This is a genomic window from Limimonas halophila (genome assembly GCF_900100655.1).
GTDB lineage: Bacteria > Pseudomonadota > Alphaproteobacteria > Kiloniellales > Rhodovibrionaceae > Limimonas > Limimonas halophila.
In genome coordinates, this window is record NZ_FNCE01000001.1 from 24,652 (window position 1) to 37,183 (window position 12,532).

Annotated in this window: 11 protein-coding genes; 4 read left to right on the forward strand and 7 right to left on the reverse strand. The window is 72.6% G+C overall.

Annotated features, from left to right (window positions below; all coding sequences use genetic code 11):
- Window positions 1–25 precede the first annotated feature (25 nt).
- A complete protein-coding gene (locus tag BLQ43_RS00120) occupies window positions 26–292 on the forward strand; it encodes a hypothetical protein (protein ID WP_143006091.1) in 267 nt (88 codons plus the stop codon).
- 82 nt (window positions 293–374) lie between these two features.
- Here BLQ43_RS00120 and BLQ43_RS00125 read toward each other — a convergent pair whose 3' ends face one another.
- Window positions 375–1,307: a branched-chain amino acid aminotransferase gene (locus tag BLQ43_RS00125; protein ID WP_090018096.1), complete on the reverse strand. Its 933-nt coding sequence runs from the start codon at window positions 1,305–1,307 to the stop codon at window positions 375–377.
- A 117-nt stretch (window positions 1,308–1,424) separates the two neighbouring features.
- Between BLQ43_RS00125 and BLQ43_RS00130 the strand changes: the two genes are divergently transcribed.
- Window positions 1,425–1,940, forward strand: coding sequence for a MarR family winged helix-turn-helix transcriptional regulator (locus BLQ43_RS00130; RefSeq protein WP_090018097.1), 516 nt, complete (start codon window positions 1,425–1,427; stop codon window positions 1,938–1,940).
- Between the two features lie 9 nt (window positions 1,941–1,949).
- Here the strand turns inward: BLQ43_RS00130 and BLQ43_RS00135 are convergent, their stop codons facing one another.
- From BLQ43_RS00135 to BLQ43_RS00155, 5 genes are all read right to left on the reverse strand, one after another.
- The gene (locus tag BLQ43_RS00135) at window positions 1,950–2,318 is read right to left on the reverse strand and encodes a tRNA-binding protein (RefSeq protein WP_090018098.1); all 369 of its coding nucleotides are present in this window, start codon (window positions 2,316–2,318) and stop codon (window positions 1,950–1,952) included.
- Window positions 2,319–2,443: 125 nt separating this feature from the next.
- Window positions 2,444–2,974 carry a phasin family protein gene (locus BLQ43_RS00140; protein ID WP_090018099.1) on the reverse strand — a complete coding sequence of 177 codons (531 nt, stop codon included), beginning with the start codon at window positions 2,972–2,974 and terminating at the stop codon, window positions 2,444–2,446.
- A 252-nt stretch (window positions 2,975–3,226) separates the two neighbouring features.
- Window positions 3,227–3,862, reverse strand: coding sequence for a helix-turn-helix domain-containing protein (locus BLQ43_RS00145; protein ID WP_090018100.1), 636 nt, complete (start codon window positions 3,860–3,862; stop codon window positions 3,227–3,229).
- Between the two features lie 82 nt (window positions 3,863–3,944).
- On the reverse strand, window positions 3,945–4,760 hold the full coding sequence (gene proC / locus BLQ43_RS00150) for a pyrroline-5-carboxylate reductase (protein WP_090018101.1): 816 nt from the start codon (window positions 4,758–4,760) through the stop codon (window positions 3,945–3,947).
- 87 nt (window positions 4,761–4,847) lie between these two features.
- Entirely contained in the window at window positions 4,848–8,066 is a 3,219-nt protein-coding gene (locus BLQ43_RS00155; RefSeq protein WP_143006092.1) for a YhdP family protein, read from the reverse strand.
- Between the two features lie 88 nt (window positions 8,067–8,154).
- On the opposite strand from BLQ43_RS00155, the gene BLQ43_RS00160 reads away from it, so the two are divergent.
- Together BLQ43_RS00160 and BLQ43_RS00165 are read left to right on the forward strand one after the other, a co-directional pair.
- Window positions 8,155–11,136 (forward strand): bifunctional [glutamine synthetase] adenylyltransferase/[glutamine synthetase]-adenylyl-L-tyrosine phosphorylase, encoded by a 2,982-nt coding sequence (locus tag BLQ43_RS00160; RefSeq protein WP_090018103.1) that lies wholly within the window; start codon window positions 8,155–8,157, stop codon window positions 11,134–11,136.
- On the forward strand, window positions 11,133–11,630 hold the full coding sequence (locus tag BLQ43_RS00165) for a peroxiredoxin (protein WP_090018104.1): 498 nt from the start codon (window positions 11,133–11,135) through the stop codon (window positions 11,628–11,630). Before BLQ43_RS00160 ends, BLQ43_RS00165 begins: the two co-directional genes overlap by 4 nt.
- A 13-nt stretch (window positions 11,631–11,643) precedes the next feature.
- On the opposite strand, the gene BLQ43_RS00170 is transcribed toward BLQ43_RS00165, so the two are convergent.
- Complete coding sequence (locus BLQ43_RS00170) at window positions 11,644–12,312, reverse strand: dual OB domain-containing protein (protein ID WP_090018105.1); 669 nt, start codon at window positions 12,310–12,312, stop codon at window positions 11,644–11,646.
- Between the last annotated feature and the right edge of the window lie 220 nt (window positions 12,313–12,532).

Genomic DNA, 12,532 nt, shown 5'->3' on the forward strand with positions numbered 1-12,532 from the left:
TGCGGACAGGCACAGGGAGGCCACGATGTGGGGCAGGCGGCCCGTCAGCATTCCGCTCTTGCGGCTTGCCGGCACACTCTCGGCGGTGGCGGCGGCGATCCTGCTGGTTGCGGCCGTTGCGGTCTTCACCGGCGGCAGCGTCGGGTGGGGCGCGGCCGGCGTGCCGCTGGGCATCGTCTTCGTCGCGGCGGCCGTGGTGGTGGCGTTCGCCGCCGCGATGCTTTTCGGCTTCGCCACCAACCTGGATCTGCTGCACGCCATTCGGGAGCAGCTGCGCGGCCGGCGTTTCTGACGGCACACCAAAACGCCCCGGACCGTCAGGCCCGGGGCGCGTTTCACTCGCCGCGACGTGACCCGTTCAGCGTGCCGCCGGTTCAGCGCGCTTGGGCCATGGCCGCCGGCGGCGTGCTCGCCGCGTGCTGGTCCCAGGTGCCCGGGTTCTGCACCAGGGTGTCGAAGGCGTCGACAAGCTCGCGCGTCACCGGCCCCACGGTGAAGTGGCGGTCGTCGATGCGGTTCACGGGCGTGACCTCGACGGCCGTGCCGGTGATGAAGACCTCGTCGGTCCGGTCCAGCTCCGCCGGCATGATGGCGCGCTCGTGCACGGTGTAGCCGCGCTCGCGCGCGAGCTGGACGACCGTGCGCCGCGTGATGCCGTCCAGGAAGCAATCCGGCTCGGGCGTGTGCAGCTCGCCGTTCTGGACCAGGAAGATGTTGGCGCCGGTGGCCTCGGCGATGCGCCCGCGGTAGTCCAGCATCAGGGCGTCGTTGAAGCCCTCGGCCTCGGCCGTGTGCTTGGACAGCGTGCAGATCATGTAGAGGCCCGAGGCCTTGGAATGCACGGGCGCGGTCTGCGGCGAGGGCCGGGACCAAGGCGAGGTACGCATCTGGATGCCCTTCAGCCGCGCCTCCGGCGTGAAGTAGGTGTCCCACTTCCACGCGGCGATGGCGAGGTGGATGCGGTTGCGCTGGGCCGCCACCCCCATCTGCTCGCTGCCGCGCCAGGCGACGGGGCGGACGTAGCCCTCGGTGATGCCGTTGGCCTCGATCACCTGCTCGGCCGCGCGATTGATCTCGTCGACGCTGTAGGGCACCTCGAAGCCCATCAGGCGCGCGGAGTCCAGCAGCCGCTGGTGGTGCTCGTCGCGCTTGAAGATGGCGCCCTGGTAGACGCGCTCACCCTCGAACACGCAGCTTGCGTAGTGCAGGCCGTGCGTGAGCACGTGGAGCTTGGCGTCGCGCCACGGCACCAGCGCCCCATTGTACCAGATGGAACCGTCGCGATCGTCGTAGGCCACTGTGGACATTGTCTCGCCACCCGGCTGGGATACCGCTCACGTCGTTTCGCCGGCGGACGATACACCACCCGCCGCCGGCTGTGAAAGGCGGCCCGGCTCGTAGCACAGCGGAGGTACGCCTGCAACATGCCGACCACCAGCGGTCCCAACCCGCTCTTCCTGCGCGAGGAGGAGCTGCGCCAGGCGATGGAGATGCTCTTCGTCGCCCAGCGGGACGTCGCCGCTCAGGCCGATCCCGTGCTCGACCGCCACGGGCTCGGGCGCGCGCATCACCGCGTGCTGGCCTTCGTCGCGCGCGAGCCGGGGATCACGGTCACCGCGCTGCTCGACCGCCTGAAGGTGACCAAGCAGAGCCTCTCGCGCGTGCTCTCGGAGTTGTCGGAAGGCGGCTACGTTGAGCAGGGGCGCGGGTTGCGCGACCGGCGCCAACGGACCCTGAAGCTGACGGAAGCCGGGGCGGCGCTGGAACGCGAGCTGAGCGAACGCCAGCGCGCCCTGATCGCGCGCGCCTACCGCGAGGCGGGCGCCGAGGCGGTGGAGGGCTTCCGCCGCGTCCTGCTGGGCTTGATGAGCGAGGGCGACCGCGCCCGCTTCGGCGAGCGCGAGGGGGCCGGTCGAGCCGGGACCGCGCGCGGGCGGTGAGGCCCGGCCTCAGTGCAGCGGGTTGCCGTCGGGCACCGGCCGGTCCGGACCGATGAGCACGACGCCGCCCTCCGCATCGGCGAAGCCCAGCACGAGGCACTCGGACGCGAAGCCGGCCACGCGCTTGCGCGGGATGTTGATCAGCGCCGCCACCTGGCGGCCTTCCAGGTCGGCCTTGGTGTAGTGCGCCGTCAGCTGCGCCGAGGTCTGGCGCCGGCCCACCTGCGGCCCGAAGTCGATCCACAGCTTGTAGGCGGGCGTGCGGGCCTCGGGAAAATCGTCAACCGCGGTCACGGTGCCCACGCGGACGTCGACTTCCTGGAAGGTGCTGAAATCGATCTGCGGCTTGGGCTCGGGCTGATCGGCACCGTCCGCCATGGCTGATATCCCCCCGGGTCTGTCACCGCACGCGATTCAGCCGAACCGGGGGCGGACATGCAACGGGCCGCCGGCGAAAACCGGCGGCCCGTGGTCGGCCCAGGATGGCCGGGGCAGGGGCGTGGTTACGCCTTCTGCGTGGCGCCCTGGCCGCTGCTCTTGCTGGAGGAGCCGGAGCTGCTGCCGCCCGTGCTGCCGGTGGTGGCGGCGGCGGTGGGCTGCATGCTCTCGCGCACCTCGTCGAAGCTGTCGGCGACGCGCTTGTGCAGCAGCTCGAAGGCCTCCTGCTGCGACTTGGCGCTCATCTCGGCCAACTCACGGCTGCCCTGGATGGCGTTCTCGTACGCCTCCTTGGCGACCTCGGCCTGCTTCTGCGCCCGCTCCTCGGCGGTGCCGGCGCCGGTGATGCGCTGCATCGCGTTGACCTGATCGTCCATCATCTTGCGGGCGAACTCGGTCTGGCGCTGCACGATGGCCTGCACGCCCTCGAGCGCCGTACGCTGCGCCTGCGTGAAAGCCTCGATGTTCTTGCGCTGCGCCTCGATCAGCTTGTTGCTGTCCAGCCCCGGCACCTGGAAGGCCTGGGCGAACTTGGACGGGTCGAACATCTGCGTGAAATCCTGATCCAGGAAGGGGTTGCCGGTCTTCTGTGCCATGGTCGTCTCTCCCTCGGCTCGATCCATGTGAACGCGTCGTGTTCGCGCTCGGCGTGTTTTTGTGCGCTGCACAACGCTGACCCCGATATGCGGATTCAGAGCGTAAAGGTCAAGGGGTTTTTGTTGCACCGCACAAAAAGGGTAGCCTTATGGATCGTGCGGAAATTCCCGCGGACGCAGCCGAGGGCGCGCGACACGCCGCCGCCCGGCGACGCAGTGGAGGTCGTGGACGATCCGGATGCGGATGCGCGCTTACAGCGTCCGCTCGCGCTCGGCGCCGCGCGCGCGCAGGCCCTCCATCACGGCGACGGGCTGCTCGACGCGGCGCAGGTAGGTGTCGAGCGTGGCCATCGTGCGCGACATGTCGGTGGTGTCGTCGCTGAGCCAGGTGCGCAGCACGGCGAGGTAGAGGCCGCACAGGCCGTCGCGCCGGATGCGCCCGCGCATTCCCGCGCTGGAGAGGTCGGCCGCCTCCAGCATCGTGGCCATGGAGCGCCGCAGCTGGCACAGCCCGCCCACGGCGAGCAGTGGGTCGCGCTGATAACTGTGCAGGACGGCGCGGATGGCCTCGCGGTTGGGCTGCATGCGCTCGAATCGCTGCATCAGCACCTCGAACATGCGGTCGCGCGCGGGCTCGCCCAGATCTTCCGGCTCCTGCGCGTCCAGAATCGCCTGATCCAGGCCGCGCGTGTAGGCGCGCAGGATGTGCTGCTTGGACGGGTGAGCACGATGCAGCTCGGCCAGGCTCGCGCCCGCGGCGCGGGCGACGTCGCGCAAGGCGAGCTGTTCCCAGCCGTGCACCGCGGCGAGGTGCATGGCCGCCTCGATCACGCGTTCATGATCCATGCCGGCGCTCCCGGTCTCCGCGGCCTCGCTCGTGGTCGCCATTGCCGATCCGTCCCGTGCGTGCGGTGGCCGACCCGTCCCACGATGACATGGCGCGCGCCGCCACGCGATCCAGTGGGGCTCGCTATCCCGCCAGCTCGCGGCTGCGGCGCACGGCCGCCGCCACGGTGCGCCCGATCAACGGGCGCAGGCCTTCTGCCGCCATCAACTCGTTCAGCGCCGCCTCGGTCGTGCCGCCGGGGCTGGTGACGTTGGCGCGCAACTGCTCGGCCGAGTCCGAACTCTGGCGTGCCAGCTCTCCGGCGCCGGCGACGGTCGCGCGCGCGATGCGCCGCGCCAGCTCGTCCGGCAGCCCCTGCTCGACCCCCGCGGCGGCGAGGCACTCGATCATGTGGAAGACGTAGGCGGGGCCGCTGCCGGCGACGGCCGTGACGGCGTCGATCAACGCCTCGTCCTCGACCCAGCCGGTCTCGCCCACGCCGCGCATCAGCTCGTCGCAGGCGGCGCGCTGTGGTTCGCCCACGGTGTCGTTGGCGCACAGCACCGTCACCCCGCGCCCCACGGCGGCGGGGGTGTTGGGGATGGAGCGCACCACCGCCGCGTTTTCGCCCAGATGACGCGTCAGCGAGGGGATGGTGCGGCCCGCCGCGATGGACAGGAAGACGGTGTCGGGCCCCGTGAACTGCGCGTAGGGCGGCAGCACCTCGTCCATGATCTGCGGCTTGACGGCCAGCAGGATCACGGCCGGCGACAGCCCCGCCGGCAGCTCGTCGATCCCGGCGACGGCGTTGACCCCCCGGCGCTGGTGGGCCGCGCGCGTGGCCGGGTCGGGGTCGATGACCGTGATGTCGCCGGGGTCGATCCCGCGGTTCAGCCAGCCCGAAACCAGGGCGCCGCCCATCTTGCCGCCGCCGACCAGGAGCAGGGGCGTCGTCGCCATACCGCCTCCGTTTCGCGTGTGTCGCTCCGCGAGTTGAACGGTCGCACGGCCCCGCGGCGCTGTCCACACGCGGGCCGCGCGGCGGGATCACTTGGATGCCGGGCCGCCCTCGGGCTCGCGCTCGGGCACGGCCTTGGGCCAGTCGTCGCCGGGGGCGGGGTCGCGGTCGAACAGCCCGAACACCCCGCGCAGGAAGCCGGGCGTCAGCGCCGACAGCGGATTCACGCGGATCTCGGGATCGGCCAGCGGCCCCCGCAGCGTGTAGCGCATGGCGATCACCCCCTGGCCCTCGCCGCCGGTGATGATGTCGCCGAGCAGCGGGATCTTGCCGAGCAGGCGATTGACCCGCGCGGCCGGCACGACCGTGCCGTCCAGGTCGGCGTTCCAGCCGTCCACGCGCAGCTTGCCCTTGGTGGTCAGGCCCAGCGAGGGGCCGTAGGCGTGCACCAGCTGCGTCGCCAGGGTGCCGTCGGCGTAGGTGAGGTCGCCGGAAACGCGCTGGAAGGTTACGCCCTTGCCGCCCAGCATGTCCGCCAGCCCCGTGAGCGAGGCGAGCGTGAGCAGGCGGGCCAGCGCCGGGACCTCCTTCACCACGAGGTCGGTGACGATCAGCTCGCCGTCGACGGGGCTGTCGGGATCGGCGGCACGGCCCTGGCCGTCGAAGGTGAGCTTGCCGCCGCGCAGGCGGTCCGCGACGTCGAGCGCCCGCAGCGTGGCGCCAAGGTTGTCCACCGTCAGGCGCGCGGTCTGCGGGCCCTCCGGCTCCGGGCGGTAGTGGCCGGCGATGCCGCCGGCGGCACGGCCGTCGCGGGCGAAGCGGTCGGGCACCCCGGCGTTGAGCCGCAGCGCCCGCCAGGCGCCGCTCGCGTCGCGGCGCGCGTTCACCGCCACGTCGGTCAGCTGCCGCCCGTCGCCGACGATCACCCGGTCCAGCGGCGCCACCGCGACCGTGAGGGGCGGGCCGCCGTCGGCTGCGCCGCTGCCGGCCCCATCGGGAACCCCGGCCGCGTCGGCCAGCCAGGGCCGGGCGTCCAGCGTGCCGCCGCCCACGCGCACCGACCAGCGCTCGCCGTGGTCACGGACCTCGATATCGTCCAGCGCCGTTTCGCCCAGCGTGAGGTGGTCCAGCGTGGCGCGCTCGAAGGCGCCACCCGGCGCGAAGGCGGCCGACCCCGTCGTCTTCAGCGGCGGCACCTCGCCGCCACCCGCCGACACGGAGAACGCCTCCACGCTCGGCGGATGGCCTTCGCGCAGGCGCACCGTGGTGGCGGCGCTTCCGGGTGTTCCGGCGGGCTTGCGCCAGTGCAGCGGTTTCAGCGCCAACTCGGCGCGGTCGAGCGTGACGGCGGCGTCGAGCACGCGCGCGCCGTCGGCATGGGTGCGCGAAACCACGGTGCCGCCCACGGGGCCGGTCAGGTAGGGGGCGGTGGCCACCCCCAGGCGCCGCCGCGCCGCGGCCGTCACCTCGGGCACCTGCGCCCGCATCTCGCTGACGACGCCGTCGTCGGCCGCGAAGGTTTCCGTCCAGGCGAAGGTGAGCGGCACGTCCGCCAGCTCGATGGGCCCGGAAAGCTCCATGCGCTCGGTCGTCACCTTCAGGTCCAGATCGCCCCGGGTGGCGTTCTTGCCCAGCAGGAAATCGCGCACGCCCACATCCGTGAGCTTCGCCTCGGCGCGGGCCTCAAGCTGTTCCATGCGCAGGTCGTCCAGCAGCGGGAAGGCGAAGTGCACCTGCCCGCGCGCACGGCCGCTCGCCGCCTCGGGGCGCAGGCCCAGTTCGTCGATCAGGCCCAGGCGCGGGTGGTTCAACACCGTGAGCGCGTGGCGCAGCGGCCCGTTCACATCCAGGTCGATGGCAATGCGGTGGTCCGTGCCCTCCAGCCCGGTGATCGCGATCTCGCCGTTCGGCACGCGGATGGGGCCGAGCTCGCCGCCTGTGGCCGACACGCTCAGGCTGGTCTCGTCCAGCGTCGCCCGCCCGCTGACCCCCGTAACCGGCGGCAGCGGGCGCATGTAGTGCACCTCGGCGCCGCGGAAGCGCAGGCGCCCGTCCATGTCGCGGACCTTCGGTCCGCCGGCGAAGCGGTCCGGGAAGCGCAGCGTCGTGGTGATCTCCGCGCGATCGATGCGGCCCGTCGGGACGTTTCCCGTGATCCACTGGCGGGTGTTGGTGCTGGCGCCCTTGGGCCAGTAGCGCCCCAGCCGCGCCATCCGCACATTCCGCGCCTTGACCGCGGTTTCGACCGTGATCGCGCCCGACAGCACGTTTGCCACCGTGGCTTCCCCGGCGATGCGCGGGCCGGGGCTGTCCGCCGTTCCGAGCGTGAGCGCCAGGGTGTCCACCGTGAGCCGATCGCCACCACGGTCGTAGTTGGCCGCGAGGGTCAGCTCGCGGATGGGCAGCGGCTCGTCGTAGCGGCCGGGCCAGCGCAGCGTGCCCGACCCGCCGTCCAGCCGGGCGGCAAGGTCGCCGATGTGGCCGTCCAGGCCGACGCGGGTGCGCACGCTGGCGTCCAGCGGCACCGTGAGCTCGCCGGGCAGGGAGAGCTGCGGGATCGCTTTCACCAGCGCGTCGGGGTGCAGGCCGGTCGCGCCCACCCGCACCGCCACCGCGTCGTCGCCGGCCGTGTAGGCGAGGTCGCCGTCCAGGCGCACGCGCGCATCGCCGACGGCCGCGGTCACTTCGGCGTCGCCGCTCAGGCCGCTCGCGGTGCGGCGCAGCGACAGCCGCGCCTCGGGAGCCCGCCAGGCCAGGCCCAGCCGCTCGTCGCGCACGTGCATGGCCGCGTCGGCGATGGTCACCGCGTTGAGATAGGACAGGCGGTTGTCCGGGGTCGGCGCGGCCATGAGGTCGTCGAGCAGCCGCGCCAGCAGGGCGGAGGCGTCGCGCTCGCCCCCGTCACCGCCCAGCCGGAAGCCGTCCTTCCCGCGCACGAGGGTCAGCGTGGCCCCGCGCGCCGTCACGCTGGTCGGGGCGAGCGTGCCGCGTGCCAGCGCCGACATGGAGAGCTGCATGTCCAGCTCGGGCAGGCGGGCCAGGGGTTCGCCCTCGCGCGCGACGCGCACCTCGCGCAGGCGCAGGGCGAAGGTTTCCGGCCAGCCGCGCCAGGCCAGGGCGGTGCCGCCGACGGTGACGCGCGTGTCGGGGCGCGCGGCCGTGAGGGCGTGCTCCAGGCGCGGGGTGAGGCCGTCCAGGTTGACCGGCCCCTGGCTGAGCCGCCACACGCCCACCCCGGCGACGACGGCGAGCAGCGCCGCGAGGCCGGCCACGACCTCCAAGCAGATGCGGCAGGATCGCCGGATCACGGCGCCGCCGCCCGCTTGACCGGGCAGGGGGCCGCGCGCACGCTTCCGCCGCCGACGGCCAGGTTCCCGGCGCGCAAGCAGGTCAGCGATGTCGCACGCGTATCCGCTTCTGTCCGCACCCGATCACCTGCCACGGCCGGGGAATCCGGAACGCGCCGAAACGGCGCGCGCCGACTGGCGGGAGCACGCGGCCCGGGCGGACGATCCAGAAACCGCCCGCTTCGCGCAGGAGCTGGAGGCCGATCCGGCGGGCCGCGCGCTGCTGGACGCCATTTTCGGCAACAGCCCCTTCCTCACGCAATGCATCCTGACCCGGCCGGACGACCTGCACGCCCTGGTCACGCGCGGGCCGGAGCCCGTGCTGCGGGACTCGCTGGAGCGCGCGGCTGCAGCGGCCGAGAGCGCCGACCAGGCCACCGCCATGGGGGTGCTGCGGCGCGAGCGGCGGTTGACCGCGCTGGGCGTGGCGCTGGCGGACATGGCGGGGCTTTGGGACCTGGATGCCGTCACCGGGGCGCTGTCCACCTTCGCCGACACGGCCGTGCAGGCGGCGCTCGGGTATCTGGTGCGGCAGTATGGGGCGCGCGGCGACCTCGACCTCGCGGACGGTGCCGACCACAACGGCTTCACCGTGCTGGCGATGGGCAAGCTGGGCGCGCGCGAGCTGAACTACTCCTCCGACATCGACCTCATCGTCGTCTACGACCCCGAGCGCGTGCCCTACACCGGCAAGCGCGACGTCCACCAGTTCGCCGTGAAGCTGACGCGCGAGCTGGTGCGCATGTTGGAGGAGCGCACGGCCGAGGGCTTCGTCGCGCGCGCGGACCTGCGCCTGCGCCCCGACCCCTCGGCCATGCCGGTGGCCGTGCCCATCGGCACCGCGGAGACCTACTACGAGAGCCTGGGCCAGAACTGGGAGCGCGCCGCGATGATCAAGGCGCGCCCCTGCGCCGGCGACCCGCGCGTGGGCCGCGAGCTGTCGCAGCTGCTGCGGCCCTTCGTCTGGCGCACGCACCTGGACTTCTGGGCCATCCGCGACGTCCACTCCATCAAGCGCCAGATCTCCGCACAGCGCGGCGGCAGCACGGTCGCGGTCGAGGGCCACGACATCAAGGTCGGGCGCGGCGGCATCCGCGAGATCGAGTTCTACGCCCAGACGCAGCAGCTCATCTGGGGCGGGCGCCAGCGCACGCTGCGCCAGGCGCGCACGGTCGACGCCCTGGACGCGCTCGCCCGCGCCGGGCTGATCGGCCGCGACGACGCCGACACCCTGATCGGCGCCTATCGCTATCTGCGCCGGCTGGAACACCGGCTGCAGATGGTGGAGGACCAGCAGACCCAGCGCCTGCCGGAGACGCCGGAGGGCATCGCGGAAATCGCCGCCTTCATGGGCCACGCCGGGGCGGAGCCTTTTCGTGATGAGCTCCTGACCTGCCTGCGCACCGTGGAAGACCGCTACGCCGCGCTCTTCGAGGAAGAGCCGCCGCTGGCGGGGCCGGGCACGCTCGTCTTCACCGGCGGCGAGCCCGATCCGGAGACGCTGGAGACGCTGGCGCGCCTGGGCTTCCGCGACGGCGAGCGCGTCTTCAACGTCGTCGGCGGCTGGCACCGGGGGCGCTACCGCGCCACGCGCAGCCAGCGGGCGCGCGAAATCCTGACGGAGCTGGTGCCGACGCTGCTGGAGGCGCTGGGGCGCACGGCCAACCCCGACGGTGCGCTGGCCAAGTTCGACGAGTTCCTCTCCGGGTTGCCGGCGGGCGTGCAGCTCTTCTCCATGCTCTACGCCAACCCCAGGCTGCTCGACCTGCTGGCGCGCATCATGGGCGCGGCGCCCAACCTGGCCGAGCACCTGAGCCACCGCCCGGGCATGCTGGAGGCTGTGCTCACCCCCGGCTTCTTTGACGAGCTGCCCGGCCGCGAGGAGCTGGACGCGGACCTGAGCACGCGCCTCGCGGACGCGCGCGACTTTCAGGACGCGCTCGACATCGTCCGCCGCTGGGCCAACGACCGCAAGTTCCAGGTGGGCGTGCACCTGCTGCAAGGCTTGGTCGACGTGGACACCGGCGGGCGCGCGCTGACAGCCATCGCGGAAAGCGCGCTGGCGGCGCTGTGGCCGTGGGTGCACGCCGAGTTCGAACAGCAGCACGGGACCTTACCGGGCCCGGGCATGGCGTTGCTGGCGATGGGCAAGCTCGGCGGGCGCGAGATGACGGTCGCCAGCGACCTCGACCTCGTCTTCGTGGCGGAGACGACGGCGGCGCGCGACGACGTTTCCGAGGGCGGCAAGCGCCCGCTGGAGCCGGGGCGCTACTTCGCGCGCCTCGCGCAGCGCGTCATCAACGCCGTCACCGCGCCCACGGCCGAGGGGCGGCTGTACGACGTCGACATGCGCCTGCGCCCGCACGGCGACAGCGGCGAGCTGGTGAGTTCCCTCGACGGCTTCGTGCGCTATCAGCACGAGAACGCCTGGACCTGGGAGCACATGGCGCTCACCCGCGCGCGGGCGGTCCTGGGCGACGCCGAGCTGTGCGCGCGCCTCGATGCGGCTATCCGCGAGGTGCTCACGCAGCCGCGCGACCCGGCAAAGCTCATGGCCGAGGTCGTGACGATGCGCCGGCGCATCGAACGCGAGTTCCCGGCGAAGAGCGACTGGGACGTGAAGTACCGCCGCGGCGGGCTCGTGGACCTGGAATTCCTGGCCCAGGCGCTCCAGCTTCAGCACGCGCACGCCCATCCGGGCGTGCTGGCGGTGTCGACCCAGGGCGCCTTCGCCGCGATGGCGGACGCGGGCGTGCTCGGCCGCGAGCGCGCGGAAACCCTGATCGAGGCGGCGCGGCTGATGCGCCACGTGCAGGGCATGCTGCGGCTGATGGCCGGCTCGGCCTTCGACGAGGCGAACGCCCCCGCCGGCCTCATGGCGCGGCTGGCGGAAAGCTGCGGCGAAGGCGACAGCGAGGCGCTGCGGGCGCGGCTGGCGAACACGGCCGAGCGGGTGCACGCGATCTTCGATGAGCTGGTGGAGGAGCCCGCCGCCTCGGTGTTGGCGGCGGACGAGGAGGCGATGCAATGAGTCTGGCGGAAGGCGACCCGATCCCGGACATCACGCTGCCGCGCGACGGCGGCGGGGAGATGAACCTGCGCGAGCTGGTGGGCGCGCCGGCGGTGATCTACTTCTACCCCAAGGACGACACCCCCGGCTGCACGCGCGAAGCCTGCGGCTTCCGCGACGCCTGGGACGCCGTGCAGGCGCTGGGCGCGCAGGTCGTGGGCGTCTCGCGCGATTCGCCCAAGCGCCACGACACCTTCCGCAACAAGTACGACCTGCCGTTTCCGCTGCTCTCGGACCAGAACGAAGACCTGTGCGCGCGCTTCGGCGTGCTCAAGGAAACCACGCGCAACGGGCAGACCAAGACGAGCGTGCAGCGCTCCACCTTCCTCGTGGACGCGAACGGCGTCATCCAGACGGCGTGGCGCGGCGTGAAGGTGGACGGCCACGTGGACCGGGTCCTGGCGGCCGTTCGCGAGCTGGTGGGGGTCACGCGGTCGGGCGGGGCGGCCCAGTGACGCCCCAGGCCGCTCAGCGGATGAGGCCGGTGACCTGGCGGTAGGTGTAGCCCTCGGCGTTGTATTCGTAGAGCTTGGACAGGCTGATGCACAGCAGCGGGTCGTCCAGGCGGTGCGTGCCGACCGTACAGCTCTGCGCCTGCTCGCGCGTCACCGCGTCGATGACCTCCAGGTTGTAGCGGTGCCCGTCCAGCCGGAAGATCGCGCGCACGGCGGGTTCTTCGCCGCCGCGCGGCGGCTGGATCTCCAGGTCCACGGTGCCCGGCCGCACGAAGCGCAGCGAGCCGTCCAGGAAAAAGGTCTGCAGGTGGGTCATGCGGTCGTGCTGCCCGTCGCCGGAGGATTCCCCGCGCCGCCACAGGCGCGTATCCAGGGCGTCCAGCACGTCGCTGCGGCCCACGCGGCGCACGAGCTGCCAGGGCGTGTCCTCGGCGACGATGTGGTTTTCCGCCTGGTGCATCAGCGTCGCGGTGTCGTCCACCGGCACGTCCACGACGTCCAGCGGGCGGATGCGCTCGCCGCTGTCCAGCACCGCGGCCGCCGGGGCGACGGCCTCGTGATCGACGTCGCTGACCAGCCGCATCCAGGGGCCGAGCGTTTCGCCGTCCAGCCGCCGGCCCATGGCCGTCACGCCGTCCTCGCTCAAGCCCACGCCCAGGCACAGCATCCGCATCCACGTCATCGCCGCCGCTCCGCAGTCCAGGCCGACCGGTAAAACCGCGCGCGCCACGCGCGCAACGCGGCGGACTGTATGGCTGCGCCGGGCCGTGGTCCATATCGGTGTGTCCCGCGCGGTCGCCGGGGGCCGCCCTGGACACGCGGACCAACCGCGCGGCGGATGCGTGCACCAACCCGATTTCCGTCGATCATGGAAGCGATTTTTCATATTCGTTTCGTTCATC

Coding starts and splice junctions, on each gene's coding strand:
- BLQ43_RS00120 (WP_143006091.1), top strand. CDS start 26: ATGTGGGGCAGGCGGCCCGTCAGCATTCCGCTCTTGCGGCTTGCCGGC.
- BLQ43_RS00125 (WP_090018096.1), bottom strand. CDS start 1,307: ATGTCCACAGTGGCCTACGACGATCGCGACGGTTCCATCTGGTACAAT.
- BLQ43_RS00130 (WP_090018097.1), top strand. CDS start 1,425: ATGCCGACCACCAGCGGTCCCAACCCGCTCTTCCTGCGCGAGGAGGAG.
- BLQ43_RS00135 (WP_090018098.1), bottom strand. CDS start 2,318: ATGGCGGACGGTGCCGATCAGCCCGAGCCCAAGCCGCAGATCGATTTC.
- BLQ43_RS00140 (WP_090018099.1), bottom strand. CDS start 2,974: ATGGCACAGAAGACCGGCAACCCCTTCCTGGATCAGGATTTCACGCAG.
- BLQ43_RS00145 (WP_090018100.1), bottom strand. CDS start 3,862: ATGGCGACCACGAGCGAGGCCGCGGAGACCGGGAGCGCCGGCATGGAT.
- proC (WP_090018101.1), bottom strand. CDS start 4,760: ATGGCGACGACGCCCCTGCTCCTGGTCGGCGGCGGCAAGATGGGCGGC.
- BLQ43_RS00160 (WP_090018103.1), top strand. CDS start 8,155: ATGTCGCACGCGTATCCGCTTCTGTCCGCACCCGATCACCTGCCACGG.
- BLQ43_RS00165 (WP_090018104.1), top strand. CDS start 11,133: ATGAGTCTGGCGGAAGGCGACCCGATCCCGGACATCACGCTGCCGCGC.
- BLQ43_RS00170 (WP_090018105.1), bottom strand. CDS start 12,312: ATGACGTGGATGCGGATGCTGTGCCTGGGCGTGGGCTTGAGCGAGGAC.